15 protein-coding genes are annotated in these 16,831 nt (G+C 69.2%); 5 read left to right on the forward strand and 10 right to left on the reverse strand.

The genetic code is table 11. The features are described from left to right. The 9 genes from ACESM1_RS21825 to ACESM1_RS21865 all read right to left on the reverse strand — a co-directional run. The coding region (locus ACESM1_RS21825; protein ID WP_372623370.1) for a helix-turn-helix domain-containing protein at positions 1-162 on the reverse strand (162 nt) is incomplete at its 3' end. Between the two features lie 180 nt (positions 163-342). Then, on the reverse strand, positions 343-1,326 hold the full coding sequence (locus ACESM1_RS21830; RefSeq protein WP_372623323.1) for an alpha-ketoacid dehydrogenase subunit beta: 984 nt from the start codon (positions 1,324-1,326) through the stop codon (positions 343-345). Positions 1,327-1,337: 11 nt separating this feature from the next. Beyond that, a complete protein-coding gene (locus ACESM1_RS21835) occupies positions 1,338-2,321 on the reverse strand; it encodes a thiamine pyrophosphate-dependent dehydrogenase E1 component subunit alpha (RefSeq protein ID WP_372623324.1) in 984 nt (327 codons plus the stop codon). Between the two features lie 4 nt (positions 2,322-2,325). Continuing rightward, the gene (locus ACESM1_RS21840; RefSeq protein ID WP_372623325.1) at positions 2,326-3,618 is read right to left on the reverse strand and encodes a TRAP transporter large permease; all 1,293 of its coding nucleotides are present in this window, start codon (positions 3,616-3,618) and stop codon (positions 2,326-2,328) included. A 3-nt stretch (positions 3,619-3,621) separates the two neighbouring features. Beyond that, positions 3,622-4,119, reverse strand: coding sequence for a TRAP transporter small permease (locus ACESM1_RS21845; RefSeq protein WP_372623326.1), 498 nt, complete (start codon positions 4,117-4,119; stop codon positions 3,622-3,624). Between the two features lie 57 nt (positions 4,120-4,176). Next, a complete protein-coding gene (locus tag ACESM1_RS21850) occupies positions 4,177-5,148 on the reverse strand; it encodes a TRAP transporter substrate-binding protein (RefSeq protein WP_372623327.1) in 972 nt (323 codons plus the stop codon). A gap of 60 nt (positions 5,149-5,208) precedes the next feature. After that, the gene (locus tag ACESM1_RS21855) at positions 5,209-5,610 is read right to left on the reverse strand and encodes a hypothetical protein (RefSeq protein WP_372623328.1); all 402 of its coding nucleotides are present in this window, start codon (positions 5,608-5,610) and stop codon (positions 5,209-5,211) included. Between the two features lie 16 nt (positions 5,611-5,626). Beyond that, the gene (locus tag ACESM1_RS21860) at positions 5,627-7,264 is read right to left on the reverse strand and encodes a GMC family oxidoreductase (RefSeq protein WP_372623329.1); all 1,638 of its coding nucleotides are present in this window, start codon (positions 7,262-7,264) and stop codon (positions 5,627-5,629) included. Positions 7,265-7,370: 106 nt separating this feature from the next. Beyond that, on the reverse strand, positions 7,371-8,138 hold the full coding sequence (locus ACESM1_RS21865; RefSeq protein WP_372623330.1) for a hypothetical protein: 768 nt from the start codon (positions 8,136-8,138) through the stop codon (positions 7,371-7,373). A gap of 1,154 nt (positions 8,139-9,292) precedes the next feature. On the opposite strand from ACESM1_RS21865, the gene ACESM1_RS21870 reads away from it, so the two are divergent. Continuing rightward, entirely contained in the window at positions 9,293-11,059 is a 1,767-nt protein-coding gene (locus ACESM1_RS21870) for a PHA/PHB synthase family protein (RefSeq protein WP_372623331.1), read from the forward strand. Positions 11,060-11,077: 18 nt separating this feature from the next. Here the strand turns inward: ACESM1_RS21870 and ACESM1_RS21875 are convergent, their stop codons facing one another. After that, the gene (locus tag ACESM1_RS21875; protein ID WP_372623332.1) at positions 11,078-13,027 is read right to left on the reverse strand and encodes a serine/threonine protein kinase; all 1,950 of its coding nucleotides are present in this window, start codon (positions 13,025-13,027) and stop codon (positions 11,078-11,080) included. Between the two features lie 226 nt (positions 13,028-13,253). Here ACESM1_RS21875 and ACESM1_RS21880 point away from each other — a divergent pair, with 226 nt between their 5' ends. The 4 genes from ACESM1_RS21880 to ACESM1_RS21895 are packed head-to-tail and all read left to right on the forward strand — an operon-like array spanning position 13,254 to position 16,814. After that, entirely contained in the window at positions 13,254-14,162 is a 909-nt protein-coding gene (locus ACESM1_RS21880) for an ImpA family type VI secretion system protein (protein WP_372623333.1), read from the forward strand. Between the two features lie 47 nt (positions 14,163-14,209). After that, positions 14,210-14,746: a type VI secretion system contractile sheath small subunit gene (gene tssB / locus ACESM1_RS21885; RefSeq protein WP_372623334.1), complete on the forward strand. Its 537-nt coding sequence runs from the start codon at positions 14,210-14,212 to the stop codon at positions 14,744-14,746. A gap of 17 nt (positions 14,747-14,763) precedes the next feature. Further along, positions 14,764-16,275 carry a type VI secretion system contractile sheath large subunit gene (gene tssC / locus ACESM1_RS21890; RefSeq protein ID WP_372623335.1) on the forward strand — a complete coding sequence of 504 codons (1,512 nt, stop codon included), beginning with the start codon at positions 14,764-14,766 and terminating at the stop codon, positions 16,273-16,275. Between the two features lie 50 nt (positions 16,276-16,325). Then, positions 16,326-16,814, forward strand: a complete 489-nt coding sequence (locus ACESM1_RS21895; protein WP_372623336.1) for an Hcp family type VI secretion system effector — start codon at positions 16,326-16,328, stop codon at positions 16,812-16,814. Positions 16,815-16,831 lie beyond the last annotated feature (17 nt).

Consider the following 16,831-nt stretch of genomic DNA (forward strand, 5'->3'; position numbering starts at 1 on the left):
CCCCGGCCGCGGCGGCCGCGCCCGATACCGCGCCGCCTCCGGGTCACGCAGGTAGCGCCGCACCGTGTTCCGCGACACGCCCACCTCGCGCGCGATCTCGCGCACGCCCTTCCCGTGCTTGGTCAACACCCGGATCTCCAACGCCAGCTCTCCCCCAAGCATCCAGGCCCCCGCCACCGCGACGAGGCACCCTAAACCTGGGTCAGCTTTCAACCGGCGACCGGGTCAGCTTCACTCCGGCGGCTACATGCCCGCCACCAGGGGCTCACCCCGTGCTGGTGGGCAGGCGAGTCGGAGCAGAGGCGAAGGCGCTCCCGGGCCACTCACGGACGGCGAGGATCTTCACACACGGTACAGGACGAGTTCCTCCACCATGCGAACGACATCCTCAACCTGCGGAACCGACAGCCGCTCGATGCCTGGTGCGAAGGGCTTGGGGGCGTGTGGCGCGTTCAGGCGGCGCACGGGTGCGTCCAGCGAGTCGAAGCGGTGCTCGCCGATCGCGGCCGCAATGTCGGCTCCGACCGAGCAACGCGGCGTCGCCTCGTCCACGACCAGCACGCGGTTGGTGCGTTCCACGGACGCATAGATGGTCCGCATGTCGATGGGCGACAGCGTGCGTGGGTCCACGACCTCCACGGAAATGCGCGACGCACCGAGCAGGTGCGCAGCCTCGAGGGCAACCTCGACCATGCGGCCCGTGGCGACGACGGTGGCATCGCGACCGGCGCGAACGATGCGTGCGGATCCGAAGGGCACGGTCACCTCGGGGCCGTCCGGCACGGGCCCCTTCGACCAGTAGAGAGCCTTGTGCTCGAAGAACAGCACGGGATCGCTGCCACGGATCGCCGTCTTCAGCAGACCCTTCGCATCCGCGGGGTTGGACGGCATCGCCACCGTCAGGCCGGGGACGTGCACGAACCAGCTGTCGAGCGCCTGCGTGTGTTGCGCGCCGCTGCCGCGGCCCACGCCGTAGGGCGCGCGGATCACCAGCGGCATGCGCGCCTGGCCACCGCTCATGTAGCGCATCTTGGCGGCCTGGTTGACGATCTCGTCCATGCAAACGGCGATGAAATCCTGGAACATGATCTCCACCACCACCGGCCCACCGGTCATGGCGGCACCAACCGCCATTCCGACGAAGCCCGGCTCGGCTATCGGCGTCTCCAGGATGCGGTCGGGGAAGCGCTCATGCACGCGCCGGTGAACGCCGAACACGCCTCCCTGCGCGATCAGGTCCTCACCCATGATGACCATCTCGGGAAACCGCTCGAGCTCCTCGATCAGTGCCTCCGCCAGAGCGTCGCGATAGGTGATTTCGCGCATCTGCGTTCCGTTCAAGCCCAGGCAAGGATGTCGGTGCTGATGTCCTCGGGTACAGGCGGCGGGCTGGCTAGCGCGAAGGCGACCGCCGAGGCGACCTCTAGCGCGATGGCATCCTCCATCTCCTGCCGCGCATTGGCGTCGAGCAGCCCTGCCCTCCGCAGCTCGGCCTCGAGCCGGCCGATCGGATCGGCGGTGCGGCGCAGTTCCCCGATGCGCGCGGGTGCGCGGTAGACCTGCATGTCGGCGGTGGTATGACCGAAGAAGCGGTGCGTCTTGCATTCGAGCAGGACGGGGCCCTCGCCGCGGCGCAGCGCAGCCACGGCCGCTGCGGCCGCCGTGTGAACCGCGCGGACATCGGCCCCATCGATGATCGTGGAGGCAATCCCGAAGGGTGCGGCGAAGGCGGCGACGTCGCGCGCCGCCAGGTTCCGCTCGGCCGGGACCCACTGCGCGTACTCGTTGTGCTCGCAGACGAACAACACCGGCAGGCGCCAGAGCCGCGCGATGTTCATCACCTCATGAAAGGTCCCGCGGGAGGCTGCGCCATCGCCGAAGAAGGCGACCGAAACCTGGCCGTCGCCACGACGCTTTGCCGTAAGTGCTGCGCCGGCGGCGATCGCGAAGCTTGAGCCGACGATGCCATTGGCGCCAAGCATGCCGACCGAGAAATCCGCGATATGCTGCGATCCGCCCTTGCCACCGCAATAGCCGTCGCGCCGCCCGAGGAGCTCGGCGAACATCCGGTCCATCCTCCCGCCCTTGGCGAGGCAATGCCCGTGGCCGCGATGGGTGGAGACAATGGTGTCCGTTAACTGGAGCGCGGCGCAGACGCCGACCGCCACCCCCTCCTGCCCGATACAGACATGCAGCGCGCCCGGCAGCATGCCCGCGCGCGCCTGCTCGATCGCCGCTTCCTCGAAGCGCCGGATGCGCAGCATCTCCCGCAGGAAGCGGAGCAGCGCGCCGGGCTCGAGGTCATTCGCAATCCTGCGCATCGGCCTAGGGCAGCATCCAGCGAGGCAGGAACAGGGTGACATCCGGCACATAGGTGACCAGGCCGAGGACCACGATCAGCGCCGCGAAATACGGCGCGGCACTGCGGAAGATCGTCAGCACGTCCAGCCGGGTGATCACTGAGACAGTGCTCAGGATGAGCCCGACCGGCGGCGTGAGGAGGCCCATGGTGAGATTCAGCACCATCACCACGCCGAGCGTGATCGGGTCCACGCCCAGCTGAACGAAGACCGGGAAAGTGACCGGCGCCAGCACCAGCATGATCGGCAGCGCATCCATGAACATACCGAGCAGCAGCAGCACCAGATTGAACAGGAAGAGCAGCACATGGACGTCCGAGGAGATGGCCAGCATGGCGCCGGTCAGGATGCTGCCGAACTGCTCCTGCAGCGCGATGCGCGCGAACATGCTGGCGACGCCGGCCATCAGCATGATGATCGCCGTGGCACCTGCCGCCCGCGCCGCACAGTCGATGATGCTGGAGAGGTTCAGCGTCCGGTAGACGAAAAGGCCGAGCAGAGCGATGTAGACGACCAGGATGGACGCCGCCTCGGTCGGCGTCGCCAACCCCACCATCATGCTGCGCAGCACGATCAGCGGTGCAGCGAGCGGCAGCGCCGCGCTGAGGGTGGCGCGCCAGAGCTCCCCCCGGGACACCCGGGGCTCCCGCGGATAGCCGCGTGCGCGGGAGACGACGTAGGTAACCACGAACATCGCCAGGAACAGCAGCACCCCCGGCAGCACGCCGGCAAGGAACAGCCGTCCGATCGAGAGGTTCTGGATGGCGCCGAGCAGCACGAAGAGGATGGAAGGAGGAATGATGGGCGCGATCGTCGCCGCGGCCGCAATCACGCCCGCCGCATAGGCGCGCGGATAGCCGCGCTTCTCCATCTCCGGGATCAGCACGGCGCCGGTGGCCGCCGCATCCGCGATGGCGGAACCGGACATGCCGGACATGATGAAGTTTGTCGTCACGCCGACATTCGCAAGCCCGCCATGAATGTGCCCGACCAGCGCTGCGGCGAAGCGGATCAGCCGTTCCGTGACCCCCGCGGACGACATCAGGTAGCCGGCGAAGAGGAACATCGGGATGGCCAGCAGCGTGAAGCTGCGCACCCCTTCCAGCATCTGCTGCGGCAGCAGCGAGAGCGGGATGGGGAAGGACACGAAGCCACTGGCGAAGAGGTAGACCAGGCAGGCGATGCCGATGGACCATGCGATCTCCATTCCGGCGAAGGCCAGAACGAGCATGGTCAGGATCAGGAGAAGCAGCAGCAAGTCTCAGCCCGCTTTGCCGGTGCGTAGCGCCACGATGGTCTGCACGAGCAGCACCGACTGGAACACCATCATCAGCGCCAACCCGACCGGCAGCGCCGCTGTGATCACCACCGAGGGCAGCCGCGTCGCCTCAAGCGTGCCGAACAGGCTGAGCTCCACCACCGGCGCCGAGTGCCAGAGCAGCGTGCCCAGGAATCCGACTGCCATCACGTGCAGCACGGCGCGCAGCACGAGCCCGGTACGCTCCTTCAGCACCAGGTCGATCGCCTGCACGCGCACGTTCCAGCCATTGGAGATGGCGAGCCCGGCCGCGGTAAAGCCCATCCAGATGAACAGGATGACGGCCACTTCCTCCCCCCAAAAGGGAGGCGCGTTGAAGAAGTAGCGCGCGATCGTCGCATAGAAGATGAGGCAGGTGGACCCGATTAGCGCGAGCGCGCTGAAGTAATACAGGAAGGAGCGCAGGAAGCCCTGCCGCTCATACGCCGTGCCCTCGCTCATCCCGTCGCTCCGGCTCGATGGGCGGGGGCGCCGGCCTGTCCGGCGCCCCCGCGGCGTTCAGGCGCTGGTGATCTGTTCGTACGCGCCGTGACCGTAGACGCGCGTGACCATCGCGCGCGCCACCGGCTCCATCAGGCGTTCGAGTTCGGCGACATCGAGCTCGATCACCGAGTTCGGCCCGTTGGCGGCGCGCCAGGCGGCGTGGTCGTTGGCCTTGTTGCGCATCGGGCGCTGGATCAGCCAGTCCTCCTGCATCTCGCGGAAGGTGCGGTCGAACAGCGCCTGCTGCTCGGCACTCAGCCGGGCCCAGCTGCGCTGGCCGATGAATATCTTGTCCATCCCGACCCCGAAATCGCTCGCCACCACGAAGCGCGAGACCTCGTGGAACTTGTTCGCGAGCATGATATTCAGCACCGTGATCAGCCCGTCGGCCACGCCCTGCTGCAGCGCCAGGTAGACCTCGTTGAACGGCACCGGCGTCGGCACGCCGCCCAGCCGCCGCACCGCCTCCGGATAGGCCTCGAAGGGCGGCACGCGGATCTTGCGGTTGCGCAGATCCTCCCAGGACGAGGCCGAAGAGCGGAGCGACAGCGCGAAGGTGCCCGCCGATCCGCCGCCGATGAAGCGTGCGCGGTAGCGCCGTTGCAGCGCTTCCGCGGCGCGCTGGCCGATCGGGCCCCGGAATACGCGATCGCCATGCGCGACGTCCTTCAACAGCGCAGGGACGTAGAGCACGTCAAACTCTGGCAGGCCCGAATAGCCGCTCAGCGCCATGTCGATGGAGCCAAGCGCCACGCTTTCCACGATGCTCTGCTCAGACCCGGCGTTGAGCACCAGCTGGATATCGATCGCGCCGTTGCTGCGGTTGCGCAGTTCGTTGGCGAATGCCGCGGCGAACTGGTTGGTCAGCGCCTGTTCGTTCGACGCGTTGGCGTAGCGAAGCCGCACGGCCTGCGCCCGGGCCGGGGTGGCGAATGCCGCGAAGGTCGCCAGTGCGCCTGCGCCCAGCCGCCGCCTTGTCGTCGTCATCCGTTCATCTCCCTTTCCGTGACGCCGGCGCCAACGCCGCGGCGTTCAGCCATGCCCGGTTCAGCGTGGCGCGATATGCATTGCTTCCGCAAGGTCGTTCCAGATATGCTGCTCCAGCAGCAGGCCGTCCTGCAGGATGAACCGGTCCACGTAGCGGATGCCGGCGAAGGCAGTGCCGTCAAGCCATTCGCCCGACAGCCTCCCGGAAAGCATCACCACCTTCCTGCCGTGCCGGTCAATCCCGAGGTCGGTTTCGTCGAAGCTCTTCCGCACGAACCGGTACCGGGTCCGGCTCCAGGCGACGAGTACGGCGAGGTCCACCATTCGGCGGTTGCCGGGGAAGACCATGGCGAAATTCGGGTGCAGGAAGCCCTTGGCGCGCTCGAGGTCGCGCTCCTCCATCGCCCGCAGGTAGCCGAGGGCGCGGTCCAGGTCGTCCGGCTGCGCCATGGTGGTGCTCATGGTCGGCCTCCGGGCATCATGGGCGCGCGCCGGCGTCGCGCAGGATGAAGCCGGCCGCCATCTCGGCCACCATCATTGTGGGTGCGTGGGTGTTGCCGCTCGGCATGGTCGGCATGATCGAGGCGTCCGCTACGCGCAGTCCATCCACGCCGCGCACGCGCAGCGCGCCGTCCACCACCGCACCGTCGTCGGCACCCATGCGGCAGGTGCCGACCGGATGGAACACGGCATCCGCGGTGCGTGCAATCCAGGCGTCGAGCTCAGCATCGGTGCGCACGTCCGGGCCTGGCGAGAGCTCCGCGCCACGGAAGCCGTCGAAGGGCGCCTGCGCGAAGACGTCCCGCAGGATCTTCGCGCCGGCGCGCAGCACCTGACGGTCCCGGAGGCTCGACAGGTAGTTCGGCCGGATGGCCGGCGGCTCCTTCGGGTCTGCACTGCGGAGCACGATCTCGCCGCGGCTCTCCGGGCGAAGCTGGTAGACATTGGCGAAGAAGCCGTGGCCGTCGTGCCGCGGCCGCGCGACCGGCAGGAACGGCAGGCGCAGCGCGGCGGAGGACAGACCCGGCAGGAAGAAGGACTGCAGGTCCGGCTGGTCGAGCGCGGGATCGGAGCGGAGATAGGCGCCAGCCTCGATCGGAAAGGTGGCGGCCGGTCCGGTGCCGAACAGCAGCGCGTGCGCAAGCGCCGCCGCCGCCCTGTCCGCGCGCGTGATGCGGTGCAGCGTGATGGGCTGGGTGCAGGCATGCTCCACCCGCACGAGCAGGTGGTCCTGCAGGTTGCGCCCCACATCCTTCAGATCCGCGCGGACGGGAATGCCGAGGCGCCGCAGCAGGTCGCCGTCGCCGATGCCCGACAGCATCAGCGCCTGCGGCGAATTCACGGTCCCGCAGCACAGGATCACCTCGCTGGCCGCGTGGATGGTCTCGACCCGGCCGCCGGTGGCGATCTCCACGCCGCGCGCACGGTGCCCCTCGACGATGACGCGCAGCAGGTGGGCGCCGGTGACGATGCGCAGATTGGGGCGTTTCCGCGCAGGGTCGAGGAAGGCACGCGCTGCGCTCCACCGTTCACCGCGCCGGGTGGTGAAGTCGTAGCGGCCGAAGCCCTCCGGCTGCGGGCCGTTGAAGTCTTCGGTGAAGGGGAAGCCGGCAGCGCGGCCAGCGGCGATGTAGGCATCGTAGAGCGGGTGTGGCGTGCCGGGGCGCGACACCGGCACCGGTCCCTCGCCGCCATGCCATTCGCTCGCGCCAGCATGGTGGCGCTCGATCCGACGAAAGGCCGGAAGCACGCGCTCGAAGGACCAGTCGGGCAGGCCCATCTGCGCCCAGCAATCGTAATCCGACGGCAGGCCGCGCGTGTAGACCATGCCGTTGATGGTGGACGAGCCGCCGAGAACCTTCCCGCGCGGCCAGAAGATCCGCCGGCCTTCCAGGTGCGGCTCCGGCTCGGTGTGGTAGAACCAGTTGGCGTAGCGGTTGCGAAGCAGCACGCCCGACATCAGTGGCACGCGGAACAGCGGATTGCGGTCGCTTCCGCCAGCTTCCAGCAGGACGACCCGATGCGTCGGCGAGGCCGAGAGCCGGCTGGCTACCACGCTGCCGGCGGAGCCTGCGCCCACCACGATGAAGTCGGCTTCCCTCAGTATCCTGTCCATCCGATCCTGTCTGGGGTGCGCGTTCCGGATCTTGTGCGCGGCCGGGGGAGTGGCGCAAGCCCATCCGGGATGCGGCGTCTTGCCTTGCGCGGCAAAGGCCGGGGCCTCATCCGCGCGCTGCCGCCAGCCGCCTGCGCCAGCCCGGATCCTCCGCGAAGCGCAGCAAGCCTGCGCCGTCTCCGGGCCATGCCCCGGCCAGCGCGAACAGGCGCCAGCCCATGCACAGCATGCTGGACAGGACCGGCTTCCCGCCCATCCGTGGCGTGGCTGCGATCGGCGCCAGCGAGGGCAGTCCGGTGCCGAGCACAACGATCGCGTCGGCTTGTGCCCCGGCCAAGTGCGCCATCCCGAGGCGCGTCGCGTCCGAGGGCAGGCTGTAGATCGGGTGGAACTCCTGCGAATGCCGGAACACGGAGAAGGAGGCGACGACGATGAAGCCGCGCGCCGACCAGTAGGCCTCGCTCGCCGCGTGCAGCGCGTCGTCATACGGCGAGAGCAAGGCGATCCGCTCGGCGCCTACCGCCCGCAGCGCATCGGCGATGGCAATCGTAGCCGTCACTACCGGGAAGCCGGCGCGCTCCGACAAGGACGCGACGGCAGCATCCTCCCGCCTGGCTCCCACGAGATACGATGCGCCCGTGCAGGCGAAGCCGGCAGCGGACAGCGGTGCATTCGCGAACTCGCGCAAAGCCTCGCCGAAAATCTCGAAATAGTCGTGGAGTCGTTCGTCCATCGAAGGTTTGGCGCTGCAAAGACGCGCGGTGAGGAAGGACAATCCGGACGGCGTCATGATCGCCATCTCGGGCTCGACCGTGGTGTTCGCCTGAGGCGTCAGGATGCCGATCAGCCCCTTGGGCGCGTATTCCAGTGTCATGCCGCAGCTCCTCCTTGGCAGAAGTCCACCGAGCCGCGTGCCGCTCCGCAGTCGCCGGTCATGACACGCACACTACGACAGACAGATCGCCCGCTTCCACAGCCGCCTGCGCACCCGCGCAGCAGCTTGGGCAGGATGCTCCACCCGCCCGCGCAGCAACCTACTGCCGAGGTCGATCGCACCTGGGCGCCGTTGCCAAACCGCAAGCCGGCCGTATCCGCCGCCGACACCGATGGGCCAGGGTGATCCCCCGCGGATCCGGCGGAAAACCCGCTCGCGCGAGCGTCGCGAGCCACACAGGGTCGATCTCGGCATGGATCCGCGCGAGACGGCGCGGCCAGCCGAGTTGCGCAGCGATCTCCCGCAACGTACCGGCGAGCAGGTCGACGCCGGCATCGGTTCCCGCCATGCCGACCGAGCCGATGACCACGCCCGCCGCGTAGCGCGGCGGTGGCCGTCGCAACCGATCAGCTTCACGCCCGCCGCAGCGACGGCGTTCAGGCTCTCCCGGCGAAAGCCTGCGCCGAGCATGCCCGCGGCGGCCACGACGGCCATTCGCGCCGTGGAGGGACGACCCCCTGCGCTCCGTTGCGGATGATCGTCGCTGCGCGGGTGACGGACCAATTCCCATGCGGTCTTTGGCCGCTACCGTGCGCGGTAGATGCGCCCGGTCTCGCGACCTTCGGCGAGGCCTGACACGGAGTAACGCACATGGTCGGCTACTACGAACTCGGCCAGCGGGGACGCGATCGTCGGCCTCTGGGTCCGGCGGACGAGATCCTTCTCATCACAACCGACGCATCGCGGCGAGCGCGGCGGAAGAGCTGGAGGCCTTCACGGGCCCAACGCAGGACGGAACCCACGGGTCCGTCATGCCAGAGGCTGCGACAGCGAAGTTGACCGAAGTGGCCGCGATCCTTCAGGCTGCGTGGCTCGGTCCCGAACGGGATTGCGCGCCCATGCAGGAGCCGCCGCAGAGCGGAAGCCAGCTCGCCCGGCGTCATCCGGATCCCCACGCGGAGGGGGTGGAGAGAGCCATGAAACGTGCTCGGCGGAGAGCGCCGGAAGTGGCCGCGCAGGACGCCGCGGCTGCGCCGGCCGCACAGCCCGTGCCAACCTTGCCCGCAGCATCGGCGGCCGCCACGGCGCCGGGAATGCCGGCGCCTGCGCGGCCCGCCCCCACCGCGCGGGCACCTCTGCCGAGCTACGCCACGCTGGATCGTTCCGTGCGCGCCAGCCAGGCACGCGCGACGCAGGGGCTCTCACCCATGGCGGTCGCGGCGCCCCTGGCCGACTGGGCCTTCCACCTGGCGCAGGCGCCGGGCAAGCAGATGGCGTTGGCGCTGAGGTTGCAGGTGCTGGCGATGCGCTACGCACTGTGGCTCGCTCGCGCCGCGGCGGACCCGGCCGCCGAGCCAATCGCCAGGCCTGAACCGGACGACCGGCGCTTCGCCGATCCCGCCTGGTCGGTCTGGCCGTTCAATGCGCTGGCGCAGGGCTCGCTGCTGACGGAAGCCTGGTGGATGGAAGCCGCGCGCCACGTGCCGGGCGTGACGCACCGGCACGAGGAGCAGATGAGCTTCCTGATGCGGCAGCTCACGGCGCTCGGCGCACCGAACAACATTCCCTGGCTCAACCCGACGGTGATCGCGCGCACGGTGAACGAGGGCGGCATGAACCTGCTGCGCGGCGCGGCGAACTGGCTTGAGGACTGCGACCGGCAGCTCGCCGGCAGGCCGCCCGTCGGTGCTGAGGAGTTCGTCATCGGCCGCGACCTTGCCGTGACGCCGGGACGCGTGGTGTTCCGCAACGAGGTGATGGAGCTCATCCAGTACGCGCCGACGACCGGCACGGTCCATGCCGAGCCGCTGCTGATCGTGCCGGCATGGATCATGAAGTACTACGTGCTCGACCTCAGCCCGCACAACTCGCTGGTGCGCTGGCTGGTGGAGCAGGGGTACACGGTGTTCATGATTTCCTGGAAGAACCCGGACGAGCGGGACCGGGAGACCAGCCTCGACGACTACCGCCGGCGCGGCGTGATGGCCACGCTCGACGCGATCGGCGCCATTGCGCCGGGGCGGAAGGTGCATGCCTGCGGCTACTGCCTGGGCGGCACCATCCTGTCCATCGCGGCCGCGACCATGGCGCGCGACCATGACGACCGGCTGGCCTCCATGACGCTGCTGGCCGCACAGACCGATTTCGCGGAGGCGGGCGAGCTGATGCTGCTGACCGACGAGGAGCAGGTGGGCTGGCTCGAGGACCTGATGTGGGACCAGGGCTACCTGGACACGCACCAGATGTCCGGCGCCTTCCAGATGCTGCGCTCGAACCAGCTGGTCTGGCCGCGGCTGCTGCGACGTTACGTGCTCGGCGAGGTGGACGGCATGACCGACCTGATGGCGTGGAACGCCGACCAGACGCGCATGCCCGCGCGCATGCACGGCCAGTACCTGCGCGGGCTGTTCCTGGAGAACCGCCTTACCGCCGGGCGTTTCGCGGTGGAGGGGCGCGTCATCGCGCTGCGCGACATCACTGCGCCGATCTTTGCGCTCGGCACGGTGCGCGACCACATCGCGCCCTGGCGCTCGGTCTACAAGGTCGCGCTCTTCGCCGATACCGACGTGACCTATGCACTTGTGGATGGCGGGCACAATGCCGGCATCGTCAGCGAGCCGGGCGGGCGCACCGGCCGCGGCTACCAGCTCATGATGCGCCGGCACGGCGAGCGCTACATGGACCCGGACACATGGGCGATGTTCGCGCCGCGCCACGAGGGCTCCTGGTGGCCGGCCTGGCGCGACTGGCTGGTGGCGGCCGGCTCGGGCGAGCGCACGCCGCCGCCATTCATGGGCGCGCCGGAGCAAGGGCTGCCGCCGCTAGAGCCGGCCCCGGGGCGTTACGTCCATCTGCGCTGATGATGGAAGTCGGGCGGTTCATGGGCGCGGGCGCACGGTGAGCGGAACGGCGGTGCCGGCCAGCACCTCGCGCCGCCGTCGCGCCGCCTCGATCGCCGCCTGGAGGTCGCGCAGATAGGCCTCCGCCGTCTCCGTCTCCGGGCGGGTGCGCGAGAAGAGTGGCGATTCCGACGCGACGCCGAGAATGAGGTCGGTGCCGAAGGGCGGCCCGACGGTCGGCGGCTCCGCCATGGTCGGGCCGGGCTCGCCCCATCTGTCGCGCGCAAGCGGCTCATAGCGGCGCGCAGGCGCGGCGGCGGAGGGCTGCATGTGGAAGACCGTGCCGTCGCCCTGGAAGTAGGAGAGTTGCAGAAATGCGGGGAAGTTGGGCGCGGTGATGTCCACGATCAGCCGGTCGCCGTCAGTCAGCGTCGTCCGCCCGCCGGCAAGCGAAAGCGAGAGGCCGGTGCCGAGCATGCCGAAGCGCGGGGAGATCGGCCGGACGAGCTCGAGGGCGGCGCAGTAGGGGCCTTCGAAGCTGCGCACCCGCCAGTCCAGCGCGGCGGAGGGCGCGGCGCTGGTGACGACGGTCCGCAGCTCCGCCTCGGTTTCGCCCGAGGCGGCCAGGCCGGTCAGCAGGAGCGTGTTGCCGTCCTCCGCAATGTCGCCGGAGACGAGGGCGCAGGGCACCGTCGCGATCGCGTCGCGTACGGCGCGGCGCGTCTCCTCACGCGGCAGCGGCGCGCGCGCGGGAGGCTGGGGCGCCGGCTCAGCGAGCTCGCGCGCGGGCGGGGGCAGCGGCGTGATGCGCTGCTCGGGCGACGGCGGGGATGGTGCGGCAGGAGGCGCCACGGGCTCGCGCGCCGCGGGCTCGCGCGGCGCGGCCTCGGGTGGCGTGGCTTCGGGCGCCGCGGGTGCGGCTGCCTCCGGCGCCTGGGCAGGCGGCGATGGCGCTTCCGGCCGGAGTGGCATCTCGGGCGATGGCGTGCGCGGTGGAGCAGACGGTGTCGGCGCGGCCGGAGGGAGGGTGAGTTCCGCCACTTCGGTCGGCGGCGGCGACGGCTGCGGCCAGAGCAGGTAGAGCGCGCCGCCGCCCGCGGCGAGCAGGACCGCGACGAGAAGCGCGGCGGCGGTGCCGCGCCGGCGGTGCGGCGGCTGCGGTGCCGCGAGGATCGTGGTCGCCTCCTCCGCCTGTGAAGCGGCCTGCAGCGCGCGGGCGAAGTCGGCGGCGCTGGCGAAGCGGTCCGCGGGATCGCGCGCCATCGCGCGTGCCACGACCGCGTCCAGCGCCGCCGGCGCAGTGACGGACAGCGCGGAGGGGCTCGGCGGGTGCCCCTGCAGCACGCGCTGCGTCACGCCCGCGATGCTGTCGCCCTGGAAGGGACGCTCGCCCGTCAGCATCTCGTAGAGAAGGACGCCCGCCGCGTAGATGTCCGTGCGCACATCGGCGGTGCCACCGGTGAGCCGCTCGGGCGCCAGATAGGCAAGCGCGTCGGGCTCCTGCCGTGTCGCCGTGACGTCGTCGGCGACGACGCGTGCGACGCCCGGCTCGGCGATCTTGGCGCGCTCATCGGCCGTCAGCATGACCTTGGCGGGGTCCAGCGCGCCGTGGATGACGCCGCGCTCGTGGCAGTGCTGCAGGCCGGCAAGCAGGTCGTCCATCCAGCGGAGTGCCTGCTGCGGCGTCGGGCGCGCACGCGCCAGGCGCTCGGCGAGCGAGCCGCCCTGCACGAATTCCATGACGATGTAGGCGGATCCCTCCGTCTCGCCGGAATCGAAGACGCCGACGACATTGGGATGCGCAAGCGATCCGAGCAGCTGGGCCCCGCGCTCAATCCGGGTCGGATCGGCTTCGGGGGCACCAGCCCGCGGCATGACCTTGATGGCGACCCTGCGCTCGATCACCGGGTCCCAGCCGTCGTGGACGTTGCTGGCACCGCTGCCGAGCCGCCCGCGGATCTCGTACTTGCCGAGGCGTGTCCGCTCCATCCGCGGACTATAGCGGCGGCCGTCCCGCCGCCGCACGTCGCGGCTCTGCCGTCACGCCGTTGTGCGGGCCGACCATCGTCCGATACTTCGGAATTGTAATATTCCGGGGTGATTTGAAATACCCCGCCAGTATCCGTTCACGCTTTGTCGAAGTCTCGATTTCTCGCTTCTCGCGGGACGTCCGCTGGGGTTCCCTTGACGAACAGGCGCGAAGGTTCCGCTCCGAATGCCTTTCGATCATGCCGCATTGCTGGCGCCGGTGAGCGATGCGCAGCCATGTGGCGGAACGCTGGACGAGCTGCCGCACTACGAGGATTTCCGGGCCATCGCGACGTCCGCCCAGCAACCGGACTGGGGACGCCATCTGGAGCGCGCGGTGGAGCTGGCGCGTGCGTCGCGGGACCTCCGGGCCTGGGTGTGGCTGACGCGGGCGGCGCTGTCCGCCGAAGGCATACCGGGCCTTGCAGCCGGGCTGCAGCTCATTTCCGAGGGGCTGGAGCGCTACTGGGACACGCTGCCGCCGCAACATGCGGACGAGCCCGATCCGCGCGAGCGTTTCATGCGGCGGCTGTTCACGCTGACGCAGCTCGGCGTCACGAATTTCAGTTGCCCGCTGGATGCGCTGCTGGCGAGCGGGCCATCGCTCGCAGCGCTGAGGACGGAGCTGGACGCGGCGGTGATCAATGCCGTCCCCGATGCCGCGACGCGCCGGGCCGTTGAGCAGGCACGGGCGGCCATCGGACGCATCGGCGCCCTCTTCGTCACGCGTTTCGGACCAGGCCAGGACCCGCAGCTCGGCTTCGAGACGCTGCTGCACGCCCTCGACGCGGTGGAGCGGAAGTTCGCCGCGGCAGGCCTGCCCAGGCCCGCCGCCGGCGCTGCGGAGGGCAGCATCCCGGAGGGGCCGGCAGCGCTGCCCAACGGCGCGATCCACTCGCGCGACGACGTCGTGCGCGTGCTGAATGAGGTGCTCGAATACTACCGGGCGAACGAACCATCGAGCCCGGTTCCGCTGCTCGTGCTGCGCGCGAAGCGGCTGGTTCCACTGTCCTTCCTGGATGCGATCAAGGAGCTGGCGCCGACCGGGCTGAAGGAGCTGCAGGCCGTGGCGGGCGCGAGCGAGGAGAAGAAATGAGATGGTGACCCGCGACCTTGCGGGTGCCGACAAGCCGAGGAAGAGCGATGCCGCAGGAAGAAGGCCAGAAGTTCATCCAGCGCAACCGGCCACCGCGCGTCCAGATCGAGTACGACGTCGAGATCTACGGCTCGGAGAAGAAGGTCGAGCTGCCCTTCGTGATGGGGGTCATGGCAGACCTCGTCGGTAAGCGCGCGGAGCCGCTGCCACCCGTGGCGGAGCGCAAGTTCCTCGAGATCGACGTGGATTCCTTCAACGACCGGATGAGGGCGCTGAAGCCACGCGTGGCCTTCACCGTGCCGAACGCACTCTCGGGCGAGGGGAACATGGCGATCGACATGACCTTCGAGAGCCTGGCCGACTTCGCCCCCGATGCCATCGCGCGCCGGGTCGAGCCGCTGCGCAAGCTGCTGGAGGCGCGCGAGCGGCTCTCGCACCTGCTGACCTACATGGACGGCAAGGACAACGCCGAGCAGCTCATCGCGCAGCTTCTGCAGGACAAGGCGCTGCAGCAGGCGCTTTCCGCCGCACCGAAGCCGCCCGAGGCGGGCGGTGAGACGAAACCCGCCGACGCCGCCGGCTGACCACGCGAGGAGCACGCATGTCCGACCGTCAGCCGCTCGAACAGGCCCAGCCCGCACCGGCACCCGCCGAGGCGCCGAAGGCCGAGGCATTCGACGCATTGCTGCGCGGCGCCTTCCGCCCGCGCGACCGCGAGCAGGAGGAGCAGATCCGCGGCGCGGTCGAGGTGCTGGTGGACCAGGCGCTGCAGAATGCACGGCTCATCTCCGCTGATGCCATCCGCTCCATCCAGGCGATGATCGCCGCCCTGGACAGGAAGCTGACCGAGCAGGTGAACGGGATTCTGCACCACGAGGACTTCCAGAGGATGGAAGGCGCGTGGCGCGGATTGCACCACTTGGTCAACAACACCGAAACCGACCGGATGCTGAAGATCCGCTTCGTCAGCGTCTCCAAGGCGGAGCTTGGCCGCACGCTCGAGAAGTTCGAAGGCGCGGCCTGGGACATGAGCCCGGTCTTCAAGAAGGTGTACACCGAGGAGTACTCGATGTTCGGCGGCGAGCCGTTCGGCTGCCTCGTCGGCGACTACTACTTCGACAACAGCCCCGCCGACGTTGCGCTGCTGGGCAACATGGCGAACATCTGCGCCGCCGCGCATACGCCCTTCATAGCCGCCGCGGCGCCGAGCCTGTTCAACATGGAGAGCTGGCAGGAGCTGATGAACCCGCGCGACCTCGCGAAGATCGCGAGCACGCCGGCCTACGCCAAGTGGAACTCGCTGCGGAAGAGCGAGGACAGCCGCTACATCGGGCTGACCTTGCCGCGCGTACTGGCGCGGCTGCCCTACGGCGCCAAGACGAAGCCGGTCGAGGCCTTCGATTTCGAGGAGGAGGTACGCGGCACCGACCATCATCGCTACTGCTGGATGAACGCCGCCTACGCGATGGCGACCAACATCACGCGTGCCTTCAAGCTGTATGGCTGGTGCACGCGGATCCGCGGCGTGGAATCCGGCGGCGCGGTGACGAACCTGCCGGTGCACACCTTCCCGACGGACGATGGCGGCGTGGCGATGAAATGCCCGACCGAGATCGCCATCGACGACCGGCGGGAGAAGGAACTGGCCGAGCTCGGCATGATGCCCGTCCTGCATCGCAAGAACACCGACATCGCCGCCTTCATCGGCGCGCAGTCACTGAACAAGCCGCAGGAGTACGAGGATCCCGACGCCACGGCGAACGCCAATCTCTCGGCGCGCCTGCCCTACCTCTTCGCCGTTTGCCGCTTCGCGCATTATCTGAAGGCGATCGTGCGCGACAAGATCGGCTCCTTCAAGGAACGCGAGGACATGCAGAAATACCTGCAGAACTGGATCACCAGGAACTACGTGGACGGCAGCCCCGACACATCTTCCGAAGCAACGAAGGCGCGCCGGCCGCTGCGTGCGGCCGAGGTCGTCGTGGAGGAGGTCGAGGGCAATCCCGGCTACTACAACGCGCGCTTCTACCTGCGCCCGCACTACCAGCTCGAAGGCGTGAACATCAGCCTGCGGCTCGTCTCGAAGCTGCCTTCGCTGAAGAAAGCGGCCTGACGAGCGCACCTCGCGGCCATCCCGCCGCCCGGACATGAGAGGAGGGGACCATGGCAGTCGACATCTTCATCAAGATCGAGGGAGCGGAGGGCGAGGCGCAGGATTCGAGCCACAAGAACGAAATCGACGTGGTCTCGTGGAACTGGGGGATGTCGCAGGCGGGTTCGTTCCTGGCAGGCACCGGCGCCGGCAGCGGCACGGGAAAGGTGCAGGTGCGCGACCTGAGCTTCGCGAAATACGTGGACAAGGCCTCCACCAACCTCATGCTGTTCTGCTGCAACGGGAAGCACGTCCCGGAGGCGGTGCTGACGGTGCGCAAGGCCGGCGAATCGCCGGTGGAATACCTCAAGATCACGATGAGCGACTGCTTCATCTCCTCGGTGGATGCCGGTGGGGCGGGCGAGCAGGATCGGCTGATGGAGACCGTCGCCATAAATTTCGGGAAGGTGAAAGTGGAATACACGCCGCAGAAGGCCGATGGCACCGCGGATGCGCCGACCACGCTCACCTGGAACGTGAAGGAGAACAAGTCGGAGTAGGCCAATCAGCAGGCGAG

This window comes from Falsiroseomonas sp., assembly GCF_041690465.1.
GTDB lineage: Bacteria > Pseudomonadota > Alphaproteobacteria > Acetobacterales > Acetobacteraceae > Falsiroseomonas.